The organism is Caballeronia udeis (genome assembly GCF_044909315.1).
Lineage (GTDB): Bacteria > Pseudomonadota > Gammaproteobacteria > Burkholderiales > Burkholderiaceae > Caballeronia > Caballeronia udeis_A.
Window position 1 is genome coordinate 17,377 of the sequence record NZ_JBIYEB010000038.1, and the last position, 21,639, is coordinate 39,015.

19 protein-coding genes and 1 pseudogene are annotated in these 21,639 nt (G+C 60.6%); 15 read left to right on the plus strand and 5 right to left on the minus strand.

Annotated elements, in window-relative coordinates; all coding sequences use genetic code 11:
• The first annotated feature begins 198 nt into the window (after positions 1-198).
• Positions 199-1,053, plus strand: a complete 855-nt coding sequence (locus tag ABH944_RS38905; protein ID WP_404613641.1) for an AraC family transcriptional regulator — start codon at positions 199-201, stop codon at positions 1,051-1,053.
• Positions 1,054-1,332: 279 nt separating this feature from the next.
• Here the strand turns inward: ABH944_RS38905 and hemB are convergent, their stop codons facing one another.
• Positions 1,333-2,334, minus strand: a complete 1,002-nt coding sequence (gene hemB / locus ABH944_RS38910) for a porphobilinogen synthase (RefSeq protein ID WP_097265639.1) — start codon at positions 2,332-2,334, stop codon at positions 1,333-1,335.
• Positions 2,335-2,647: 313 nt separating this feature from the next.
• Positions 2,648-3,313 carry a ribosome biogenesis GTP-binding protein YihA/YsxC gene (gene yihA / locus ABH944_RS38915; RefSeq protein ID WP_404613638.1) on the minus strand — a complete coding sequence of 222 codons (666 nt, stop codon included), beginning with the start codon at positions 3,311-3,313 and terminating at the stop codon, positions 2,648-2,650.
• A 311-nt stretch (positions 3,314-3,624) separates the two neighbouring features.
• On the opposite strand from yihA, the gene ABH944_RS38920 reads away from it, so the two are divergent.
• From ABH944_RS38920 to msrQ, 5 genes are all read left to right on the plus strand, one after another.
• Complete coding sequence (locus tag ABH944_RS38920) at positions 3,625-4,302, plus strand: c-type cytochrome (protein WP_062091264.1); 678 nt, start codon at positions 3,625-3,627, stop codon at positions 4,300-4,302.
• Positions 4,303-4,531: 229 nt separating this feature from the next.
• Positions 4,532-6,760, plus strand: a complete 2,229-nt coding sequence (locus ABH944_RS38925) for a cytochrome c biogenesis protein ResB (RefSeq protein ID WP_404613635.1) — start codon at positions 4,532-4,534, stop codon at positions 6,758-6,760.
• A gap of 4 nt (positions 6,761-6,764) precedes the next feature.
• Positions 6,765-7,967, plus strand: a complete 1,203-nt coding sequence (ccsB, locus tag ABH944_RS38930; RefSeq protein WP_404613633.1) for a c-type cytochrome biogenesis protein CcsB — start codon at positions 6,765-6,767, stop codon at positions 7,965-7,967.
• 165 nt (positions 7,968-8,132) lie between these two features.
• Entirely contained in the window at positions 8,133-9,122 is a 990-nt protein-coding gene (msrP, locus tag ABH944_RS38935; protein ID WP_062091267.1) for a protein-methionine-sulfoxide reductase catalytic subunit MsrP, read from the plus strand.
• A gap of 16 nt (positions 9,123-9,138) precedes the next feature.
• Positions 9,139-9,804 carry a protein-methionine-sulfoxide reductase heme-binding subunit MsrQ gene (gene msrQ, locus ABH944_RS38940; protein ID WP_404613630.1) on the plus strand — a complete coding sequence of 222 codons (666 nt, stop codon included), beginning with the start codon at positions 9,139-9,141 and terminating at the stop codon, positions 9,802-9,804.
• A 79-nt stretch (positions 9,805-9,883) separates the two neighbouring features.
• Here the strand turns inward: msrQ and lysA are convergent, their stop codons facing one another.
• Together lysA and lptM are read right to left on the minus strand one after the other, a co-directional pair.
• Complete coding sequence (lysA, locus tag ABH944_RS38945; protein ID WP_404613628.1) at positions 9,884-11,146, minus strand: diaminopimelate decarboxylase; 1,263 nt, start codon at positions 11,144-11,146, stop codon at positions 9,884-9,886.
• Between the two features lie 61 nt (positions 11,147-11,207).
• Positions 11,208-11,531 (minus strand): LPS translocon maturation chaperone LptM, encoded by a 324-nt coding sequence (gene lptM / locus ABH944_RS38950; RefSeq protein WP_404613626.1) that lies wholly within the window; start codon positions 11,529-11,531, stop codon positions 11,208-11,210.
• Between the two features lie 35 nt (positions 11,532-11,566).
• Between lptM and cyaY the strand changes: the two genes are divergently transcribed.
• On the plus strand, positions 11,567-11,884 hold the full coding sequence (gene cyaY, locus ABH944_RS38955) for an iron donor protein CyaY (RefSeq protein WP_404613624.1): 318 nt from the start codon (positions 11,567-11,569) through the stop codon (positions 11,882-11,884).
• Between the two features lie 58 nt (positions 11,885-11,942).
• On the opposite strand, the gene ABH944_RS38960 is transcribed toward cyaY, so the two are convergent.
• Positions 11,943-14,348 (minus strand): penicillin-binding protein 1A, encoded by a 2,406-nt coding sequence (locus tag ABH944_RS38960; RefSeq protein ID WP_404613622.1) that lies wholly within the window; start codon positions 14,346-14,348, stop codon positions 11,943-11,945.
• A gap of 323 nt (positions 14,349-14,671) precedes the next feature.
• On the opposite strand from ABH944_RS38960, the gene ABH944_RS38965 reads away from it, so the two are divergent.
• From ABH944_RS38965 to ugpB, 8 genes and pseudogenes are all read left to right on the plus strand, one after another.
• Complete coding sequence (locus ABH944_RS38965) at positions 14,672-15,151, plus strand: type IV pilus biogenesis protein PilM (protein WP_404613621.1); 480 nt, start codon at positions 14,672-14,674, stop codon at positions 15,149-15,151.
• A 27-nt stretch (positions 15,152-15,178) separates the two neighbouring features.
• Entirely contained in the window at positions 15,179-15,523 is a 345-nt protein-coding gene (locus tag ABH944_RS38970; RefSeq protein WP_404613619.1) for a hypothetical protein, read from the plus strand.
• Complete coding sequence (locus ABH944_RS38975) at positions 15,520-16,101, plus strand: fimbrial assembly family protein (protein ID WP_404613617.1); 582 nt, start codon at positions 15,520-15,522, stop codon at positions 16,099-16,101. Before ABH944_RS38970 ends, ABH944_RS38975 begins: the two co-directional genes overlap by 4 nt.
• Positions 16,100-17,083 (plus strand): annotated as a pseudogene (gene pilQ, locus ABH944_RS38980) (type IV pilus secretin PilQ); the annotation flags it as partial. The gene ABH944_RS38975 and the pseudogene pilQ, both read left to right, overlap by 2 nt.
• A gap of 152 nt (positions 17,084-17,235) precedes the next feature.
• Positions 17,236-17,742 carry a shikimate kinase gene (locus ABH944_RS38985; protein ID WP_404613663.1) on the plus strand — a complete coding sequence of 169 codons (507 nt, stop codon included), beginning with the start codon at positions 17,236-17,238 and terminating at the stop codon, positions 17,740-17,742.
• A gap of 8 nt (positions 17,743-17,750) precedes the next feature.
• Positions 17,751-18,827: a 3-dehydroquinate synthase gene (aroB, locus tag ABH944_RS38990; protein ID WP_472975147.1), complete on the plus strand. Its 1,077-nt coding sequence runs from the start codon at positions 17,751-17,753 to the stop codon at positions 18,825-18,827.
• A gap of 182 nt (positions 18,828-19,009) precedes the next feature.
• Positions 19,010-20,236: a deoxyguanosinetriphosphate triphosphohydrolase gene (locus ABH944_RS38995; protein ID WP_404613613.1), complete on the plus strand. Its 1,227-nt coding sequence runs from the start codon at positions 19,010-19,012 to the stop codon at positions 20,234-20,236.
• Positions 20,237-20,311: 75 nt separating this feature from the next.
• Positions 20,312-21,634 (plus strand): sn-glycerol-3-phosphate ABC transporter substrate-binding protein UgpB, encoded by a 1,323-nt coding sequence (gene ugpB / locus ABH944_RS39000; protein WP_404613611.1) that lies wholly within the window; start codon positions 20,312-20,314, stop codon positions 21,632-21,634.
• Positions 21,635-21,639 lie beyond the last annotated feature (5 nt).

Below are 21,639 nucleotides of genomic sequence, written 5' to 3' on the forward strand. Positions count from 1 at the left end.
CGATTCGAACCCTCGATCCGTCGCCGTATTAACCGACCATAACCTAGCACTATCAACACTGAAGCGGCTTTTCGGGCCGCCTTCACCGCAGACCTTCACCGAAGAAGTCTCAATCTCTCGCGTCAAGTCCGCAGGATTTGGTAAATCGCGTCGTGATACTTTTGTCTGTACTCAACGCCCGCTCTCATCGAGACGCCCATGAACGATCTCACCTATCAAGCCCGCTACGAAGCGCGACTGAGCCGCGTGCTCGACCATATCTACGATCACCTCGACGAGCCGTTGGATATCGACAGGTTGGCTGAGATTGCGTGTTTGTCGCCGTATCACTGGCATCGGATCTATCAGGCGATGTACGGCGAGACTATCGCCACGACCGTGCGGCGGTTGCGGTTGCATCGCGCGGGCGGCTATCTGGCTAATGGATCGATGCCGATCCCGGAGATTGCCGAGCGTTCCGGGTATAGCAGCTTGCAGTCGTTTTCGCGCACGTTCAGGGCTGCGTTCGGCATGCCGCCGGCACAGTACCGCAAAGAAGGCACTCACAGCCGGTTTCGGCCGACGTTATCAGGAGACGATCAAATGGCGATGCATGAAGTGGTGATTCGTGACGTACCGGCGATGAACGTTGTGTCTGTCGACCACGTCGGGTCGTATATGCAGATTGGCAAGGCGTTCGATTCGTTGTTCGGTTGGCTGGCCGCCAGGAATTTATTGCCGGCCGAGTTTCGGACGGTCGGCATTTACTATGACGATCCGGGGATCGTGGCTGAAGCGGAGTTGAGATCGAAGGCAGGGGTGGTGTTACCTGGGGATATCGATGTTGCCGCACCGGTCAGCGTGACGCCGTTACGTGGTGGCCAGTATGCGGTGCTCCGCCATAAAGGACCCTACAGCGATATGCACGCGGCTTATCAGTGGCTATATGGCACATGGCTAGTTCAGTCGGGCCGCGAGGCCGCCGATGCGCCGGTATTCGAGGAATATCTGAACAATCCCAAGGAGGTGGCACCTGCCGACTTGGTGACGGAGATCTGTTTGCCGCTGGTGTGAGTGTTTGCGGCGATAGTTTGAATTGACAACCGGTCGGTGTGCCACTCGGACGGGGGCGGGAGAAAGTCCGCTACCAGGCGGACGGGCAGGCGGCATTGCTGGCCCGCAGCAACCGTGTCGCAGGAATCTGGATAGCATCTGTCGCTGGGTGCTGAAGGGCTTTCGCCCCTCAACCCCACCTCCTGACAACTCCGGGTAATGGGGTGGCAACGCCACATCAAGCATCAGGCAACGAGCAACCGCATCGCCGCCTCAAACCCCTGCAACCTGCCGTCCCTTTTACTTCGACGACGCCCGCAAAAGCCGAGCGGCATCCAGCGCGAAGTACGTCAGCACGCCATCCGCGCCCGCGCGCTTGAATGCCAGCAGCGACTCCATCACCGCCTTGTCGTGATCAAGCCAGCCATTCTGCGTGGCGGCCTTGATCATCGCGTACTCGCCGCTGACCTGGTACACGTAGGTCGGAAAGCGAAACTCTTCCTTTACGCGATACACAATATCCAGATACGGCATGCCCGGCTTGACCATCACCATGTCCGCGCCTTCCTCGATATCCATCCGCACTTCGCGCAGGGCTTCATCGGAATTCGACGGGTCCATCTGGTACGTCATCTTGTTGCTCTTGCCGAGGTTCGCAGCGGAGCCGACGGCATCGCGGAACGGGCCGTAGAACGCCGATGCATACTTTGCGGCATACGCCATGATCCGCGTGTGGATATGTCCATCGCTCTCGAGCATTTCGCGAATTGCGCCGATCCGGCCGTCCATCATGTCCGACGGCGCAACGATATCCACGCCCGCTTCAGCCTGCGCGCGAGCCTGTTCGACGAGAATTTCGCTGGTTTCGTCGTTGATGACGTAGCCATGTTCGTCGAGAACACCGTCCTGACCGTGGCTGGTGTAAGGGTCGAGCGCGACGTCGGTGAGTACGCCCAGTTCTGGAAAGTGCTTCTTCAACTCGCGAACGGCGCGAGGAATCAAACCTTCTGGGTTCGTCGCTTCACGGCCATCGGGCGTTTTCAGCGAGGGTTCAATGGCCGGGAACAGCGAAATGACGGGCACACCCAGCTCGACGCATTGCTCGGCCACCTTCATCAGCAGATCGACCGATGTGCGCTCGACGCCAGGCATGGACGGGACGGCCTGACGCACATTCGATCCCTCGACAATAAACACGGGATAGATCAGATCGTTGGTGGTCAGCAGGTTTTCGCGCATCAGGCGACGCGAAAAGTCGTCACGACGCATGCGGCGCGGACGATGATGGGGATAGAAGCTCATGACTTGGCTTGAGGGATGATGGATAACGCGATTCGGGGGAATGGATGCTGGCTCAACCGCCGCGACCGCCGCAGATACGGGGCGCGACAGCCTCCAGAACCTTTTCGAGACAATGGTATATCATACCGATCGAGGTAGGCGCCTGGCGCCGAACTCCCCGCTTCTCCTCCCTGAGCGGGTGCCTGTGATGATCGTAAAGGATTCGATCAGGCTGTTTGACCCGCCGTCATGCGGCGGGTTTTTTTATGCCGGGCGACACGAAGCATCTCAATATTCGCCTCAAAGCCTTCCCGCAGGCGGTCCCCGACCTGGTTCACTGCGCTTCGTCTTCCGGCGCGACTTCCTCGGTAGACTTCGGAATCAACCAGCTTTCGATTTTCTCGTGGGCTTCATCGAGCCCGACGCGCTTGAGCGCGGAGAAGAGCTGCAGCGTCAATTCGCCGCGATATCCGGCCGCCGTGTACTCATCGAATGCCTTCTTGGTCGCGCGCAACGTGTTGATGCTTTCTTGACGCGTCAATTTGTCGCATTTGGTCAATAAAGCGTGAATTGGCTTTCCCGTTGGCGCAAACCAGTCGAGCATGATCTTGTCGAGTTCGGTCAGCGGACGGCGCGAATCCATCATCAGGATCATGCCGACGAGCTGTGCGCGGCTTTGCAGATACGTGGACAGCAACTGCTGCCAATGCAGCTTGGCGTTACCCGAAACTTCTGCGTACCCATACCCCGGCAAGTCGACCACATGCGCCTTGGGCTGGTCCGCGGGGCCTATGGCGAAGTAGTTGATGTGCTGCGTGCGCCCCGGTGTCTTGCTGGCGAAGGCCAGCCGCTTCTGGTTGCACAGCAGGTTGATGGCCGTCGACTTGCCCGCATTCGAGCGACCCGCGAAAGCGATCTCCGGCTGGGGTGTCGGAGGCAGGTCCTTCAGGTGGTTGACCGTTGTAAAGAAACGGGCTTGATGGAGCAGGAATGACGACATGGGAAGACCGAAAGTGAAATTCTGTGGAAACTCGAGCTGTAAGGAGCCACTGAATACTGGGCTTGCCCCGACTGGCGTCTTTGCGTTTAGCGAGTTATTGTACAATACGACGGTTGTACGAAGACCAGCCAGGGCACGCAAGACCCAAGCGGGATAAGGAGTGAGACAGGTTTGAAGACAGATTTCAGGGCGCGCGCCGGGTGACTTTTGAATCCGTGCCGAGTCCTCTGTCTGGTGTCTTGCAGTGCATCGGTAACCGTCGTTTTTTGCAGAACCTCACATTCTCACAAGACGAAAAACAGGGTACGCGAATGAACCGACTGTACAAGACTCTGATGGTCCTGGAAGTGGCAGCAGCATTAGGAGCGGGGTTGGTAGGCTGGACAGTCACAGCGCAAGCAGCAGATGCGGGTGCTCCCGGAGCCCCCGTCAAGCCTGACGTGACACGGGGACAGGCAATAGCCACCCAGGTTTGCGCATCGTGTCACGGGGCGGACGGCAACAGTGCCGGCGGCGCGTTTCCGAAGCTCGCAGGCCAGCATGCCGAGTACATCGTCAAGCAGTTAAAGGATTACAAGACGCAGCCGGGCGCGAAAGAGCCGGCGCGCAAGAACCCCATCATGGCGGGTATTGCGGGTGCGTTGAACGATCAGGACATGGTCAACGTGGCCGCCTATTTTGAGACGCAGAAGGCCAAGCCGGGCTACGCGCGTGACAAGGCCACCGTACCGGTCGGGCAGAAGATTTACCGTGGCGGCATTGCGGACAGGGGCGTGCCCGCGTGTGCCGCGTGTCATGGTGCAACGGGCATGGGCGTGCCGGTGCAGTATCCGCGGCTGTCGGGACAATGGGCGGATTACACGGCAGCGCAACTCACCGCGTTTGCGCAAGGTACGCGCAACAACAGTGAGCCAATGCACACTATCGCGCTGCGCCTGAATGAGGCGGAAGTGAAGGCGGTCGCAGACTACATTGCAGGCCTTCATTGACGGCTTCTAACGGTCTGTAATGGCCCGCACGACCCGCCTGCACCAATCGCGGGTCTGCATTAAGATGCGCGCAGCGTCGCCCGGACGTCACGTGCGCAAGTCATAGTCGCAGTCGAATGATGTACGAGCCGGTCCGACGAGGCCGGCACGCAAAATAAGAAAAAGGGTGGGACGCCGGTCAAAGACCGCTTGCGTCTCCACCCTTTTTTGCTGTTCAGCCGGAGTTTGAATGAGCGTCACCACGTCGGGATTGCAGTCGAAGTCGAGTCGTAGCAGCGTCCGTCATGCCATCGAAACAATAAGTTCGATGCGCTTCGCCATCTCGCTGCTCGTCATCCTTGCGATAGCAAGCATTATCGGTACGGTTCTTACGCAAGAGGATCCGTATCCGAACTACGTCAATCAGTTCGGTCCGTTCTGGGCCGATATCTTCCGCGGCCTGAGCCTCTACAACGTGTATAGCGCGTGGTGGTTCATGCTGATTCTGATTTTCCTGGTGATCTCGGTGTCGCTGTGCGTGATCCGCAACGGCCCGAAGATGATCGCGGATATGAAGAGCTGGAAGGACCGGGTGCGCGAAGGCAGCCTGCGCGCATTCCATCACAAGGGTGAATTCTCGCCGGTCGCGGGAAATCGCGCCGAGACCTCCGCCAGCCTGCAACGGCTCGCCGCCAAGATGGGCTACAAGTTCGTCACGCGCGAAACGGATAGCGGCGCCACGCTGATCGCGGCCAAGCGCGGCGCACTGACGAAGCTCGGTTATATCTCGGCGCATCTGGCGATCGTGATCATCTGCATTGGCGGCCTGCTGGACAGCAACCTGCCCATCAAGCTGCAGATGTGGCTCTTCAACAAGACGCCTATTGCATCGAATGAAGTCATCAACGACATTGCGCCGAATCACCGGCTGCCGACGTCGAATCTCACGTTCCGCGGTTATGCCTGGGTGCCGGAAGGGCAGCATGTCGCAACCGCCATCCTGAATCAGCAGGACGGGTCGTTGATCCAGGATCTGCCGTTCTCGATCCAGCTGAATAAATTCATCGTCGATTATTACTCGACGGGTATGCCCAAGCTGTTCGCGAGCGACATTGTCGTGATCGATCATGCGACCGGCAAGCGTATCCCGGCACGCGTGGAAGTGAACAAACCGTTCACCTACGACGGCATTTCGATCTATCAATCGAGCTTTCAGGATGGTGGCTCGAAACTGTCGATGACCGCTTGGCCCATGACCGGCGGCAGCGCTAAAACCACGCCGTTCGACGGCGCCATTGGCGGCACGGCGCCGATGAGCCCGCAGATCATCGGCGGGCAGGGTGAAACCGTGGAATTCACCGATTTCCGCGCCATCAACGTGGAAAACGTCACTGACGGCAACGGCTCGATCGACGCCCGCGGTGTCGGCCAGACGCAGACGCTGAAGCAGGCCTTCGATGAACGGCTGGGTTCCGGCGCGAAGACGTCGAAGCCCACGGATCTGCGTAACGTCGGGCCATCGGTGCAATACAAGGTGCGGGGCACGGACGGCCAGGCGCGCGAGTTCAACAACTACATGCTGCCCGTCGACGTACAAGGCCAGCCAATGTTCCTCGCCGGCATGCGCTTGAGCCCGAACGATCCGTTCCGCTATTTGCGCATTCCCGCCGACGACCAGAGCTCGATCAAGCAGTGGATGAACCTGCGCGCCGCTCTGGAAACGCCCGCCATGCGTGACGAAGCCGCACGTCGTTTCGCGAAGCGCTCGGTGCCGGAAGCCAACGCGGACTTGCAGAAGCATCTGGAAGAGAGCGCGTCCCGGGTGCTGAACCTGTTTGCCGGCGCGGACGAAACCGGCGTGGCTGCGGTATCGGGGCAACCGGGCGCTACATTGGGCGGTTTCCAGGCAATAGCAGGTTTTATCGACAAATCAGTGCCCAAGGGCGAGCAGGAAAAAGCGGCAGGTTTGTTGCTGCGCATGCTGGAAGGCGCGACCTGGGACCTCTGGCAGATCTCGCGTGCCCAGAATGGCCTGCCGGAAGCGCAACCGGACGCGAAAAACACGCAATTCGTGCAATCGTCAATCAATGCACTTTCGGACAGCTTTCTGTACGGATCACCGGTTTTTCTGCAACTCGATTCATTCAAGCAGATCCAGGCTTCCGTGTTCCAGTTGACGCGCGCGCCGGGCAAAAAAGTGGTGTATCTTGGCAGCCTGCTACTCGTGCTTGGCATTTTCTCGATGTTTTATGTGCGTGAACGTCGTCTTTGGTTTTGGCTCAAAGACACGCCAGCGGGCGGCACGAGCGTATTGATGGCAATGTCCACCGCACGCCGCACGCTCGATTTCGAGAAGGAATTCGCGCAAACGCGCGACGCGATCGGCGCCATGCTGGGCGTCAAGTCACAGCCGGTACCTTCATCACCGGAAACGCCCGCGGACACCAAGTCCACCGGCTCGCAGGATTCAACTCGGTAAGAACATGGACCTCACACAAGCCTCCTCGCATTCGACTTCGGCGCAACAGCGCGCGGGCAAAGTACCCGTCGATCCGAACCTCTTCGACGAACGTCCGTTTCTGAAGCGTCTCGGCCCGACCGACTGGCTGTTCGCACTGGCAATGGTCGCCGGGGCGGGTTTCGCGCTGTTCCGGTATCACCCGTTCATGAACTACTACGACAAGCTGGTGCTCTGCTGCGCCGTGCCCACGTTCGTGGTGCTCGGATGGCGCTGGAAGCCGGTGCGGCTGCTGATTGCGTGCATTGCGTTGTTGTCGCTGTCGTCGCTTCAGCTTTATCACTCCGACCTCGCGCGCGCCGACACCAACTTCTTCCTGAAATACTTTCTGTCCAGCCAGTCGGCCATCTTGTGGATGAGCGCGCTGCTCGTGCTGGCCACGGTGTTCTACTGGATCGGCCTGATTTCGCGTTCGCCTACCGGCGGCGCGATCGGCTCGAAGATGACCTGGGCAGCAGTGCTGATGGGCTTCACCGGCCTGATGGTGCGCTGGTACGAGTCTTACTTGATCGGTTCGGACGTGGGCCATATCCCGATTTCGAACTTGTATGAAGTTTTCGTGCTGTTCTGCCTGATCACATCGCTGTTTTACCTGTACTACGAGCAGCACTACAGCACGCGTGCCATGGGCGCGTTCGTGTTGCTGGTGATCAGCGCGGCCGTCGGTTTCCTGATGTGGTATTCCATTGCCCGCGATGCTCAGCAGATCCAGCCGCTCGTGCCCGCGCTGCAAAGCTGGTGGATGAAGATCCACGTGCCGGCGAATTTCATCGGTTATGGCAGCTTTGCGTTGGCGGCCATGGTCGGGGTGGCCTATCTGGTCAAGGAACGCGGCATTCTGGCGGATCGCCTGCCGTCGCTCGAAGTGCTCGACGACGTGATGTACAAGTCGATTGCAGTCGGTTTCGCGTTCTTCACCATCGCGACCATTCTTGGTGCGCTCTGGGCCGCCGAAGCGTGGGGCGGTTACTGGAGCTGGGACCCGAAGGAAACGTGGGCATTGATCGTGTGGCTGAATTACGCCGCATGGCTGCACATGCGCCTGATGAAGGGCTTGCGCGGCTCGGTGGCCGCATGGTGGGCGCTAACCGGTTTGCTGGTCACCACGTTCGCTTTCCTTGGCGTCAACATGTTCCTCTCCGGCCTGCATAGTTACGGCAAGCTGTAACATCTGCCGCTAAACGCCGTCAAAAAAACCGCCATGCAAGATTTGCTGGCGGTTTTTTTATTGCCTGGGCGGAATAGCTGAAACCGATTCGGTGTTTGCCACGAATATAGCTATAGCAACGGCGGCGTTGACGCAGGCCGAAACACGAATTCCAGGAGTATCGAAATGGGTATGAAACACACACGCCAGCTTTTCGGCGACGACATCGCCCGAAGCGAGATTACGCCGCGCGCGTTCTTCGAGAACCGCCGGCGCGTGTTGCGGGCCGCGGGTGTGCTGGCCGCGACCGGGCTTGTAGGCGTGAACGGCGAAGCGCTCGCTACCATGACATCGCCCGATGCAAAGGGTCAGAAGCTCGCGGCGACCACGAACACGAAATTCGTCGCGCTGGACAAGGTGACGCCGTTCAAGGACATCACGAGCTACAACAACTTCTACGAGTTCGGCACGGACAAGGCCGATCCGGCGCAAAACGCGCATACGCTGCGGCCTCGGCCGTGGAAGATATCGGTGGAAGGCGAGATCAAGAACGCGAAGGTGTATGACATCGACGAAATCCTGAAACTCGCGCCGCTCGAGGAGCGCATTTATCGGTTGCGGTGCGTGGAAGGGTGGTCGATGGTGATTCCGTGGATCGGCATTCCGTTGTCCGAAATCATCAAGCGCGCACAGCCGACGGGCAACGCGAAGTACGTGCAGTTCATCACGCTGGCTGATCCCTCGCAGATGCCCGGGCTGTCCGATCCCATTCTCGACTGGCCGTACTCCGAAGGTTTGCGCATGGACGAGGCGATGAACCCGCTCGTGCTGCTGACCGTTGGTTTGTACGGTGAAGTGCTGCCGAATCAGAACGGAGCGCCGGTGCGTGTCGTGGTGCCCTGGAAATACGGCTTCAAGAGCGCGAAATCGCTGGTGAAGATCCGGTTTGTCGAGCAGCAGCCGAAGACGAGCTGGAGCGAATATGCGCCGAAGGAGTACGGTTTTTACTCGAACGTGAATCCGAATGTCGATCATCCGCGCTGGAGCCAGGCAACGGAACGGCGCATTGGCGAGGACGGTTTCTTCACGCCAAAGCGCAAGACGCTGATGTTCAATGGCTACGGCGACCAGGTTGCGTCGCTGTATCGGGGCATGGATCTCAAGGCCAATTTTTAGGGTTTAGGGGAAGAGGATGGCTGTGGCTTCCGATGTCAAAAGAAAGCCGGCAACGCGCGTTGCCGCAGGTGGCATCAACTGGATCGTGCCGGCGAAAGTGGCTGTGTTTCTTGGCGGTTTGTATCCGCTCGCGCGCATCGTGCTGCTGGGCTTCACGGGCGGACTGGGTGCAAATCCGATCGAATTCATCACCCGCTCGACCGGCCTGTGGACGCTCGTGTTCCTGTGCATCACGCTTGCCGTCACGCCGGTTCGCCGGCTGACAGGCCTGAACGCGCTCCTGCGTTTTCGCCGGATGCTCGGGTTGTTTGCGTTCTTCTATGTCGTGTTGCACTTCACCACATACGTCTGGTTCGACAAATGGTTCGATGTCTTCGCCATCCTCAAGGACATCGTCAAGCGGCCGTTCATCCTGGTTGGTTTCTCGGCGTTCGTGCTGCTGATCCCGCTCGCCGTGACGTCGCCGAAAGCCATGGTCAGGAAGCTGGGGCGCCGCTGGCAAACGCTGCATAGGCTGATCTATCCGATCGCCGTGCTCGCGATCCTGCACTTCTGGTGGATGAAAGCGGGCAAGCACGATCTCTTCCTGCCAAAGATCTATGGCTCGATCGTGGTGGTGTTGCTGGCGTGGCGGGTGGTCGTCTGGCTGCGCTCGCGGATCACGCGGGCACGCCCGGTTTAGCGGATCGATCGGAGCGCACATGAAAAAGGGCGACGCTTAATGGCGTCGCCCTTTTTCATGCTGCTCGGACCAACTGAAGTCAGTCCGGGAAAATCGATTCGCCTGCGAACAACTGCGTCACTTCTTCTCGCTCACGCACTCGGCGCGCACGTTCGCGATCGACCATGACTTCGGCGGCGCGCGGGCGCGTATTGTAGTTCGAGCTCATCACGAAGCCGTAGGCGCCCGCCGAGAAAATCGCGATCAGGTCGCCTTGTTCTATTGCGAGCATGCGATCCTTGCCGAGCCAGTCGCCGCTTTCGCACACGGGACCGACCACGTCGTAGAGCTGCGCTTTTGTCGCACGCTGTTCCACTGCTTCCATGCGATGGAATGCCTGATACATCGCAGGACGCGCGAGGTCGTTCATGGCGGCATCGACGATGGCGAAATTCTTTTCCGCACCGGGCTTCAGGTATTCCACGCGCGTGAGCAACACGCCCGCATTGCCGACCAGCGAGCGGCCTGGCTCGAAATACACTTCACGATGACCGTGTCCGCGTTCATCGATATGCGCGAGCACCGCACGTACGAATTCTCCGATAGCCGGCGGCGTTTCGTCGTCGTACGTGATGCCGAGTCCACCGCCGACATCGACGTGATGAATGTTCGTGCCGTCAGCCTCGATCTGCTCGACGAGGTCCAGCAATTTGTCGACGGCGTCGAGATACGGGCTCACTTCGGTGATTTGCGAACCAATATGGCAATCGATCCCGATTACGTCGAGATGCGACATGGCTGCTGCTTGCGCGTAGGTCGCGCGAGCGTCGGCGAAAGCCACGCCGAACTTGTTCGACTTCAGGCCCGTGGAAATATACGGATGCGTCCTGGCATCGACATCGGGATTCACGCGCAGCGACACCGGCGCTTGTTTGCCCGCCGCCTTGGCCACTTCATTGAGTGCATGCAGTTCGGGAATCGATTCGACGTTGAAGCACTTCACGCCGGCATCGAGTGCTTCGCGCATTTCCGCCGCCGATTTGCCCACGCCGGAGAACACGGTGTTTTCGGCCTTGCCGCCCGCGGCCAGGACACGCGCCAGCTCACCCGACGAGACGATGTCAAAGCCCGCGCCCAGTCGCGCGAATACGTTCAGTACCGCGAGGTTGCTGTTGGCTTTCACCGCTACGTGGATAGTGGCGCGGCGGCCGTTGCAGGCATCGGCGTAAGCTTTATACGCGTCGCTCAACGCACTGCGCGAATAGACGTAGAGCGGTGTGCCGAACTGGTCGGCCAGCGACGCGGCCGAAACGCCTTCGACCTGCAGCACGCCTTCGGCGCGCGAGAATGCGGATTGAGTCATGAGTTTTCTGGTTCTGCTGACGCGCTTGGCCGGATTCGGCCCAAGCGCGGTATGGCAACGATTATTCGCCGGAGGAGGCGGCTTTGGGTGCCGATGCCGACTCGGGTGATTTCAAATTGTCGTCAGGGGAGAGCGACAGCGCCGTGCCGGATGTGTCGGGCACGTCGCCGACGCTGACAGCAGACGAGGCGGACGATGCTGCTGCCGGTGCGCTCGCGCTTTTCGCATCGCTCGCCGGCAATGGGGGCATGCTGGCGGGACGCGCCGGAATGGGTGGAGTGGTGGGCAAATAGAGCGGTCCGCGCTGACCACAGGCGGCGAGCAGCGTGCCGGCGGAAATGGCCAAAGCCGCTACAATCGCGCTCATCCGGAAGACGACTTGCATTGCTGTCCCTGACTAATTAATCGATGGAGTTTAGCATGACCGACAACGAATACCTGACCCTCGCCGAGGCTGCGCTGGCGGCCATCGAGCGGGACGTGGACGGCCTCGAAGCCGATGTCGAATTCGAGCGCAGCGGCAATGTGTTGACGCTCGAATTCGAGAACCGCTCGAAGCTGATTGTCAACTTGCAGCCGCCAATGCACGAGCTCTGGCTCGCCGCAAAGGCGGGCGGTTTTCACTACCGCTATGTGGACGGTGCATGGCGCAATACGCGGGACGGCAGCGAGTTTTTTGAGGCACTCAGCCAATACGCCAGCGAACAGGCTGGCGAGGCGATTCGATTTTCAGCGTGATATCTGCCGTTTGATCTGGCGTTCAAGCCCCGGGCTGGCCGGGGCTTGAATTCAGGACTTACTGACCCTTGAACAGATTCATGATGTCCTGCTTTTCCTGCTCGCCGACTTGCGGCGCGGGCGCGGGCGCTGTGCCGCTGACGTCTTCCGGCGCGGCCTGACTCACACCGATGGTTGCCACGAATCCGTGGCCCGGCGTCATGTCGTCGAAATAGAGTTCGCCCCCGAGCGAGACCACATCGGGAGGCATGGTCGACTTGTATTCCGGCACGCCGCGCAACGCCCGGCTCATGTACTCCATCCACACCGGCAGGGCTAGTCCGCCACCCGTTTCCTTGTCGCCGAGACTGCGCGGCGCGTCGTACCCAATCCACGCGATGGCCACCAGTGAATGCTGGTAACCGGCGAACCATGCGTCGTGGGAATCGTTCGTCGTGCCGGTCTTGCCGGCAAGGTCGGTCCGCTTCAACTGGTTGGTTCGTGCGCCTGTACCGCGTTGCGCCACGCTTTGAAGCAGGCTGTTCATCACGTAGGCGTTGCGCGGGGTAATGGCGAGCGGCGCGGTGTTGCCGGCGACCAGCGGCTGCGGATGCGAGACCACGGCGCCGCGCGGATCGGTGATATCGGCGATCAGATAGGGATTCACACGGTATCCGCCGTTTGCGAACACTGAATAGCCCGTCGCCATCTGCAGCGGCGTAACCTGGCCTGCGCCAAGCGCCATTGGCAGATACGCCGGTTGACGGGAAGCGTCGAAACCGAACTTCGTCACATAGCCTTGCGCATACTTCGGACCGATGTTGTTCAGGATCCGGATGGAAACCAGGTTCTTCGATTTCATCAATGCCGTGCGCATGGGCATGGGGCCGTCGAAACCGCCGCCGTAGTTCTTCGGCTCCCATGCCTGGCCACCGGTCTCGGCAGCGCTGAAGAACAGCGGCGCGTCGTTGATGATGGTCGCCGGCGACAAGCCCTTTTCCAGCGACGCCGAATAGATGAACGGCTTGAAGCTCGAACCCGGCTGGCGCCACGCCTGAGTGACGTGATTGAATTTATTCTTGTTGAAGTCGAAGCCGCCCACCAGCGAGCGGATCGCGCCGTCCTGCGGCACGATGGAAACGAATGCGCCTTCCACCTGCGGCAGTTGGGTGATGACCCAGTTGTCGTCGTCGTTTTTCATCAGGCGTACGATCGCGCCCGGCCGGATACGCTGGTTCGGTTGCGCCCGCGTGCTGAGGGCGCTGGAGACAAACCTCAGATCGTTGCCTTGAACGACGGCCACATTGCCATCGATGAAGCTTGCCTTCACCTGCTTCGGGTTTGCCTCGGTGACGACCGCCGCCACGATTTCGCCGTTGTCGGGATGGTCGACGAGGGCGTCGTCAATAGCCTGCTCGCGATCGTCGGCGTCAGTCGGCAGATCGATATACCCTTCCGGCCCGCGATACCCATGCCGGTGCTCATAATCCATCAGGCCTTTGCGCACGGCACGATAGGCTGCGTCCTGATCGGCGGAATCAATGGTTGTCACCACGTTCAGGCCCAGCGTGTAGGCCTCTTCGCGATACTGCGTGTACATCATCTGGCGCACCATTTCCGCCACGTACTCGGCGTGCACGCTGAACTCGCGCCCGGCGCCCTTCACCACGAGCGGTTGTTTCGCCGCGTCCTCATACTGCTGTTGCGTGATGTAGTGCAGTTCGAGCATCCGTTCCAGGATGTATTGCTGGCGCACCTTCGCGCGTTTCGGATTGACCACCGGGTTGTACGCGGAGGGCGCTTTCGGCAAGCCGGCGAGCATGGCTGCTTCGGCTAGCGTGATGTCCTTCAGATCTTTGCCGAAATAGACCCGCGCGGCGCTCGCAAACCCATAGGCCCGCTGTCCCAGATAAATCTGGTTCATATAGACCTCGAGGATCTGGTCCTTCGTGAGCGCGCGCTCGATCTTGTACGCGAGCAGCATCTCGTAGATCTTGCGGGTGTAGGTCTTTTCGCTCGACAAGAAGAAATTTCGCGCGACCTGCATCGTGATCGTGCTTGCGCCCTGGGACGCATGGCCGTTCGTCAACGCCACCGTGCCGGCGCGCAGGATACCGGTCAGGTCGACACCGCCGTGGTCGTAGAAACGCGCGTCCTCAATGGCGAGCACCGCTTTCTTCAGATAATCCGGCACGTCCTGGATGCGCACGACGCTGCGCCGTTCCTCGCCGAATTCGCCAATCAGCACGTGATCGGCCGTGTAGACCCGCAGCGGCACTTTCGGGCGGTAGTCGGTGAGCGCCTCGAGCGACGGCAGATTGGGCTGCGCCACGACCAGCGCGTAACCGAGCACGAGCCCCGCGCTCACAATCAATCCGACAATACAAATTAACAATCCGAGCAGAAGCCTGATCCAGAGCGGGCGAACACGCTTCGGGGAATCGGGATGACGGGACGGAGGGGACGACGGAGACTGAGATTGCATGGCACCACCAAAAAACGGTCCCGCGATTATAGCTGCCCAACTTTAAGGCTTTCGTCTGGCTTACTTAGGTGTTGCGCACAGGGTGCGGCGACACCTTTTTCATCACGATAAGCGTTGACGGACTGACGCGGCTAACGTTTGCATCGCATTGTTTCGATGCTGTCCACGCTCGTTTCATGCTCGCTGCCGTCCGGCGTTTAATCCTCGTCCACCCTTTACGTTAGCCACTTGGACGAATGGTGGCAACCACCTCTGCTGCCCACAATCGTTTCATTGCCAGCGCCCGAACGGTTCGGTGCGCGGCCTTGAAAGAGAGAATGAGCATGGGTACGCAAACACCATTGCGCGGATCGGTCCTGACCGTCACGCGCCGGTTCGCGGCGGGTATCGACATTACCGAAGGGGCGGTGAGGCTGGCCGTTGTCAGCAAGCGGTTGCAGGCGGACCGGCCGGTTTGTGTCGAGCGGCTGGGGGAGGTTCTGCTTGAACCGGGCGCAGTGATAGGCGGTGATTTCATCGACCGGCCGGCTATCTCGGCTGCGCTGCGCGAAGCGTTTTCACGGTTGCCGGCGCGAGCCCCGCTGCGCTCGCTGCGGTGTGCAATGGCGTTGCCGGCGTCGGCTACGTTCACCACGCGAGCGCCGCTCGCGCGGCTTACGCAGGCCAGCCAGCTGTCCATTTCGGTGGCGGGGACACGATCCGCGCGGTTTGCTCGAACCGGCCGTGCTGGCGGCAGCCGAGCGCGTGGCGGGGATCGAACCCGGCGCGGCGCTGCGCGCCCTGCGCTATTCGGCGTCTATTGAGATTGATCCGCTGGAGCGTTTCGTCGCTTGCTGGTAGAGAGCGCCGGGCTGCATGCGTGGCTTGTCGGAGAGGATGGCGTGGAGAACGAGATACGTTACCCGTCGCCGGAATATTCGAGCGCGGCTGAAGCGCTGACGGATCTGGTTGGCGACGATCCACGCGTGTACTGGATTTATATCGGCGGAGATATCGAACTGCTCAATCGAGCCGGCGTTTCCACACCTATGTTGGCCGCGTTGTTCGGGTGTCCGGTCATGCCGTTTGAATGCGCGCCGTTTTGCAACGGCGCGCAACGGGTGGACGAACGTCTCGCGCATTCGCCGCTGTTTGCCGTGGCAATGGGACTTGCGCTGCGCGAGGTGATGCCATGAGCGCGGTCGGTTTGCATGCATTCAATCTGCTGCCGTACCGGTCAGGTGCCCGGCGTCGAGCACGTAACCGGGCGCTGTCGCTGCTTGCGGGAGCGGGTCTGGCCGGGTGTGCTGCTGTCGGCGCGGTGGCTGGCTGGGACGCGTTGGAACGGGTGCATATGGAAGAGAAGCGAGACTCGCTTCACGTCGCGTTGCGGCAGTTGAGTGCGCCGGTCGCGGAACATGCGCGTCTGGTCGAGCGCCAGGCGCTGGAGCGGCGAGCACAGGCCGCCGCCACGCCGATAGCCGAGCCGCGTGCCCGGTGTCTCGGCTTGCTCGACGCGCTGGCGCAGGGGGCATCGCGGGGGAATATCGGCTTGCAGCGGGTGACGCAGCGTGTGAGCGAAGTTGAGCTTGCCGCCAGCGCACCGGATTCGCACACGGCCGCCGTGTGGCTTAAAGCGCTTGAGAACGTGACAGGCGTACGAGCTGTGGAGATCGTGGAAATGCGCCGGCGGGTGGCTGCTGCGCGACCTGCGGCAGTCGCTGTCGCGCAACCGGGCGCGGTGAATTCGCCGGGCAAGACGGGCCCTTACTAGCGAACTGGCGGCGCGCGAGCGCCTTCGCTACGAAGCGCACGCCCGTGCAGCCGATCTCGAACCGCTCGGCAGCCGCACGTTCGTTTTGCGCTACCCGCGTGCCGACGACGTGCGCAAGCTCCTGACGGGCTCGGGCAGCCAGCGGGTGTTATCGAAGCGCGGTTCAGTCATGGCCGATGCCCGCACCAACCTGCTGTTCGTAACTGACCTGGAGGCCCGCGTCGCGCAGATCGCCGAGCTGATCGCGCAGATCGACCGACCGACGCCGCAGGTGATGATCGAAGCGCGCATTGTGGAAGGGGACGCCGGTTTTTCGCGCAATCTCGGCGTGAAACTATCGATGACGCCCACCGGCGACTCCACCGCGCGCGGTCTTGTAGCAGGCGCGGACGGCGCGGTATTCGACTTATCGGCGCGGCCGATTGGCGGGTTCGACGCCGCGACCGCCGGCCTGACGCTATTCGCCGCGCAGGCTACGCGCTTGCTGAACGTCGAGTTGAGCGCGCTTGAAAACGAGGGGCGCGGTCAGATTGTGTCGAGTCCCCGCGTGATCACGGCGGATCGCGTGAAGGCGATAGTCGAGCAGGGCACGGAATTACCGTATCAGGCAAAAGTGGGTAACGGCGTGTCGGGCGTCCAGTTTCGCCGGGCCGCGCTGAAACTGGAGGTCGAGCCCCAAATAACACCGCATGGTCACGTGATCCTGGATCTCGATGTTTCGAAAGACAGTGTCGATGAGCAGACGGCGGCCGGCCCGGCGATCAACACCAAGCACGTCCAGACGCGCGTGGAGGTGGAGGACCGCGGCACGGTGGCAATCGGCGGGATATATTCCACTGATGAACGCGAGGATGTCACGAGGGTCCCGCTGCTCGGTAAAATCCCGGTATTGGGCTGGCTTTTTCGTCACACCGCGCGCCGCAATGCACGCAGCGAACTGGTCATTTTCATCACCCCACATATCGTTCCGGCGCCTCTGTGAAGGCCGCCGGCAAGCCTTCCCGACTCGACAAAGCGGCCCTTTTGCCCTTAAGCTCCCGCACGGACGGGACCAGAATCGGGACCGGAATCAATGCACAAGGAAGCGAGTTGGAAGCCGGGCAAGCGAACGCGAACGTATTTTTTGTCGGACTCATGGGGGCTGGAAAGACCACCGTGGGGCGGGCGGTCGCGCGCCGGTTACAACGTTCTTTCGTTGATTCCGACCACGAAATCGAGGTGCGCACGGGTGCGCGCATCCCGGTGATCTGGGAGGTCGAGGGAGAGGACGGCTTCCGGCAGCGCGAAGCGGATGTGATCGACGAGTTGTCGCGGCGCGAGAATATTGTGCTTGCGACCGGCGGTGGCGCGATTCTCCGCGCGGAGAATCGAGAACATCTGAAGAGTCGCGGGCTGGTGATCTACCTGCGCGCCACGCCGCACGAATTGTGGCAACGTACGCGACGCGATAAAAACCGGCCGCTGCTGCAGACCGACGACCCGCGCGGCAAGCTGGAAGCGCTCTACAAGACGCGTGATCCGCTGTATCAGGAGTGCGCGCATTTCATCGTGGAAACCGGCCGGCCGACCGTGAATAACCTCGTCAACATGGTGTTGATGCAACTGGAGATGGCCGGTATCGTCAAGCCGGCTACGTCATAATGTCCGCCATGATTACCGTCAACGTCGAACTGGGCGATCGCGCCTACCCCATCCATATTGGCACCGGGCTGATTGACCGGACCGAACTGTACGCGCCGCATATTGCGGGCTCGTCGGTCGCTATTGTCACCAACACGACTGTCGATCCGCTGTACGGCGAAGCGCTCCGCGCCGCGCTCGCGCCGCTCGGCAAGGCAGTCACGACCATCGTTCTGCCCGACGGTGAGGCGCACAAGAATCTCGAGACGCTCAACCAGATTTTCACCGCGCTGCTGGCCGGCCGCGCCGACCGCAAGACCACGCTGATTGCGCTGGGCGGCGGGGTGATCGGCGACATGACGGGTTTTGCCGCTGCCAGTTATATGCGCGGCGTGCCCTTTATCCAGGTGCCGACCACGCTGCTCGCGCAGGTCGATTCGTCGGTGGGCGGGAAGACTGGCATCAACCATCCGCTCGGCAAGAACATGATCGGCGCGTTTTATCAGCCGCAAGCGGTCATCGCCGACATTGGGGTACTGCGCACGCTGCCGCCGCGCGAACTCGCAGCGGGAATTGCGGAAGTGATCAAGACGGGCGCCATTGCCGACAGCGAATTCTTCGACTGGATAGAGACGAACGTCGCGGCTTTGAACGCATGCGATCCGACTGCGCTCGCGCATGCAGTGAAGCGCTCATGCGAAGTGAAGGCTTCGGTGGTAGCCGCCGACGAACGCGAAGGCGGCTTGCGCGCCATTCTCAATTTCGGCCACACGTTCGGTCATGCAATTGAAGCCGGCCTTGGTTATGGGGAGTGGCTGCATGGTGAGGCAGTCGGTTGCGGCATGGTAATGGCAGCCGACCTGTCCGTACGGCTTGGCCGGCTCGATGAAACCTCGCGTGAGCGGCTTACCCGGGTGATCGCTGCGGCGAAGCTGCCGGTCAAGGCGCCGGCGCTTGGCGCGGATCGTTATATCGACTTGATGAAGGTCGACAAGAAAGCCGAAGCAGGCGAGATCAAGTTCATCCTGCTCGAGCGTTTCGGCAATACAAAGATCGCGGGTGCGCCTGACGATGCAGTGCGCGCAACGCTCGCCGCCAGCGTCTGACGCGGCTGCGTTCAGCAGCGGGTTGTTGCGACAAAGCTCAGTCGTGAGACTTCCGGGTTTACCTGTGCGCTGACTTTCGTTACACCGGCTGACCGTCGGCCGTAGCCATCGCGGCAGAGAACGCCACAGTTCATGGCCACAAACGAAGCCAACAACGAAACGACGATGATTCGGAGCAGCCGGTGAGCGACAAGACATTTCAGTTTTCCAGCGTCACGCCGACGTCCTTCGCACTCGAGGCGCATCTCGCCCCGTATGCTGCGCATTCGGCCGAGTCGCGTGGCCGGCGCTTCGAAGAAAAACCGCCCGCTGCGCGCACCGAGTTCCAGCGCGATCGTGATCGTATTGTTCACTCCACGGCGTTCCGCCGGCTCGAATACAAGACACAGGTTTTCGTGAATCACGAAGGCGACCTGTTTCGCACCCGCCTGACGCATAGCCTGGAAGTCGCGCAGATCGCCCGTTCCGTGGCGCGTAACCTGCGCGTGAACGAAGATCTGGTCGAAGCCATTTCGCTGGCGCACGATCTCGGCCATACGCCGTTTGGCCATGCCGGGCAGGATGCACTAAATGAATGCATGCGCGATCACGGCGGCTTTGAACACAATCTGCAGAGCCTGGTGGTGGTCGATGAGCTGGAAGAACACTACGGCGCATTCAACGGCCTGAACCTCTGCTTCGAAACCCGCGAAGGCATTCTCAAGCACTGCTCGCATGAGAATGCGCTGAAGCTCGGCGCGTTGGGCGAGCGGTTTCTGAATCGCAAGCAGCCGTCGATAGAAGCCCAGATCGCGAACGTAGCCGACGAAATCGCCTACAACAATCACGACGTCGACGACGGCCTGCGCTCCGGCCTGATCACCCTCGACCAGCTCGCCGATGTCGCGCTGTGGCAGACGCACTACGAAGCAGCGCGCGGGGAGTATCCGGATATTGAAGGGCGCCGGCTGATTCACGAGACCATCCGCCGGATCATCAACACGCTGATCGTGGATTTGATCGACTCGACGAGCGAGAACCTGGCGCGGCTGAATCCGCAATCGGTCGACGACGTGCGCGACGCCCCGGCGCTGGTCACCCACAGCGAGACAGTCGCCGCCCAGGCGACCGAACTCAAGCGCTTCCTTTACAAGAACCTGTATCGGCACTACAAGGTCATGCGGATGGCTAACAAAGCGGGACGCGTGGTGAGTGGCCTTTTCAAGGCGTTCAACGACGACCCGCGCCTGCTGCCACCGGCCTATCAGGCGCGCGGACCGATTGCGGAAGAGTCGGCCAACGACCCCCGCGGCAGCGAGAGCGCGTCGGGCAGCCCGCAAGCGCGCCTGATCGCCCATTACATCGCGGGCATGACGGATCGATACGCATTAAAAGAATATGGACGTCTATTCGTCATAGACGACAATTAGAATGCCGCGTTCCAGGCGCTTTCTGCGTTTGTCCCAACCAAAAAAACTCCACCGGGGTTCAAGGAGAGGTTAGTCATGAGTAGTCGCAAGTTGTTGGTCAGCGCGTTTTCCATTGCCGCTGTATTCGCCTTTGGCGCCAGTCAGGCACAAGCCGCCACCGAAATCCAGTTCTGGCACGCGATGGAATCTGCGCTCGGCGAGCGCGTGAACGACATCGCAAACGATTTCAACGCATCGCAAAGCGACTACAAGATCGTGCCGGTCTTCAAGGGCAGCTACGACCAGACGATGGCCGCGGGCATTGCGGCGTATCGCAGCGGCAACGCGCCGGCCATCCTGCAGGTGTATGAAGTGGGCACCGCCACGATGATCCAGGCCAAGAAAGCCGTCATTCCGGTCTCCGACGTATTCAAGCAAGCCGGTGTTCCGCTCGATGAAAAGGCGTTCGTACCAACCATCGCCAGTTATTACAGCGACTCGAAGACGGGTCACCTGATTTCGATGCCGTTCAACAGCTCGACGCCGGTCCTGTATTACAACAAAGACGCGTTCAAGAAAGCCGGCATCGATCCGACCCATCCGCCGAAAACCTGGGACGAGCTCGCAGCCGATGCGAAAAAGCTGAAAGCGATTGGCATGTGTGGTTATTCGTCCGGCTGGCAGAGCTGGATTCAGCTTGAGAACTACAGCGCATGGCACGGCCTGCCGTTTGCGTCGGAGAACAATGGCTTCGACGGCACCAACGCGGTGCTCGAATTCAACAAGCCGCTGCAGATCGCGCACATCCAGTTCATGCAGAACATGGCGAAGGACGGCACGTTCACGTATGTCGGCCGCAAGGACGAGGCGGTGTCGAAGTTCTATAGCGGCGATTGCGGCATCCTGACCAACTCGTCGGGGTCGCTCGCCAACATCAAGAAGTATGCGAAGTTCGATTTCGGCACGGGCATGATGCCGTACGACGCGAGCGTGAAGGGCGCACCGCAGAACGCGATTATCGGCGGCGCGAGTCTTTGGGTTCTGTCCGGGAAAGATGCGGCCACCTACAAGGGTGTCGCCAAGTTCCTGGCTTACCTGACCTCGCCGGCAGTGGCAGCTAAATGGCATCAGGACACGGGTTATCTGCCGGTTACGACAGCCGCTTACGAGTTGACGCAAAAGCAGGGCTTCTATGAAAAGAATCCCGGTGCCGATACCGCGATCAAACAGATGCTGAACAAACCGCCGCTGCCGTTCACCAAGGGCTTGCGCCTGGGCAACATGCCGCAGATCCGCACGATCGTCGACGAGGAACTCGAGCAGGTCTGGGCGGGTAAGAAAACGCCAAAGGACGCGCTGGATTCGGCTGCATCGCGTGGTGACGACCTGCTGCGCCGCTTCGAAAAGGCCGGAAACTAACTCGC

Coding starts and splice junctions, on each gene's coding strand:
- ABH944_RS38905 (WP_404613641.1), top strand. CDS start 199: ATGAACGATCTCACCTATCAAGCCCGCTACGAAGCGCGACTGAGCCGC.
- hemB (WP_097265639.1), bottom strand. CDS start 2,334: ATGAGCTTCTATCCCCATCATCGTCCGCGCCGCATGCGTCGTGACGAC.
- yihA (WP_404613638.1), bottom strand. CDS start 3,313: ATGTCGTCATTCCTGCTCCATCAAGCCCGTTTCTTTACAACGGTCAAC.
- ABH944_RS38920 (WP_062091264.1), top strand. CDS start 3,625: ATGAACCGACTGTACAAGACTCTGATGGTCCTGGAAGTGGCAGCAGCA.
- ABH944_RS38925 (WP_404613635.1), top strand. CDS start 4,532: ATGAGCGTCACCACGTCGGGATTGCAGTCGAAGTCGAGTCGTAGCAGC.
- ccsB (WP_404613633.1), top strand. CDS start 6,765: ATGGACCTCACACAAGCCTCCTCGCATTCGACTTCGGCGCAACAGCGC.
- msrP (WP_062091267.1), top strand. CDS start 8,133: ATGGGTATGAAACACACACGCCAGCTTTTCGGCGACGACATCGCCCGA.
- msrQ (WP_404613630.1), top strand. CDS start 9,139: ATGGCTGTGGCTTCCGATGTCAAAAGAAAGCCGGCAACGCGCGTTGCC.
- lysA (WP_404613628.1), bottom strand. CDS start 11,146: ATGACTCAATCCGCATTCTCGCGCGCCGAAGGCGTGCTGCAGGTCGAA.
- lptM (WP_404613626.1), bottom strand. CDS start 11,531: ATGCAAGTCGTCTTCCGGATGAGCGCGATTGTAGCGGCTTTGGCCATT.
- cyaY (WP_404613624.1), top strand. CDS start 11,567: ATGACCGACAACGAATACCTGACCCTCGCCGAGGCTGCGCTGGCGGCC.
- ABH944_RS38960 (WP_404613622.1), bottom strand. CDS start 14,348: ATGCAATCTCAGTCTCCGTCGTCCCCTCCGTCCCGTCATCCCGATTCC.
- ABH944_RS38965 (WP_404613621.1), top strand. CDS start 14,672: ATGGGTACGCAAACACCATTGCGCGGATCGGTCCTGACCGTCACGCGC.
- ABH944_RS38975 (WP_404613617.1), top strand. CDS start 15,520: ATGAGCGCGGTCGGTTTGCATGCATTCAATCTGCTGCCGTACCGGTCA.
- ABH944_RS38985 (WP_404613663.1), top strand. CDS start 17,236: ATGGGGGCTGGAAAGACCACCGTGGGGCGGGCGGTCGCGCGCCGGTTA.
- aroB (WP_472975147.1), top strand. CDS start 17,751: ATGATTACCGTCAACGTCGAACTGGGCGATCGCGCCTACCCCATCCAT.
- ugpB (WP_404613611.1), top strand. CDS start 20,312: ATGAGTAGTCGCAAGTTGTTGGTCAGCGCGTTTTCCATTGCCGCTGTA.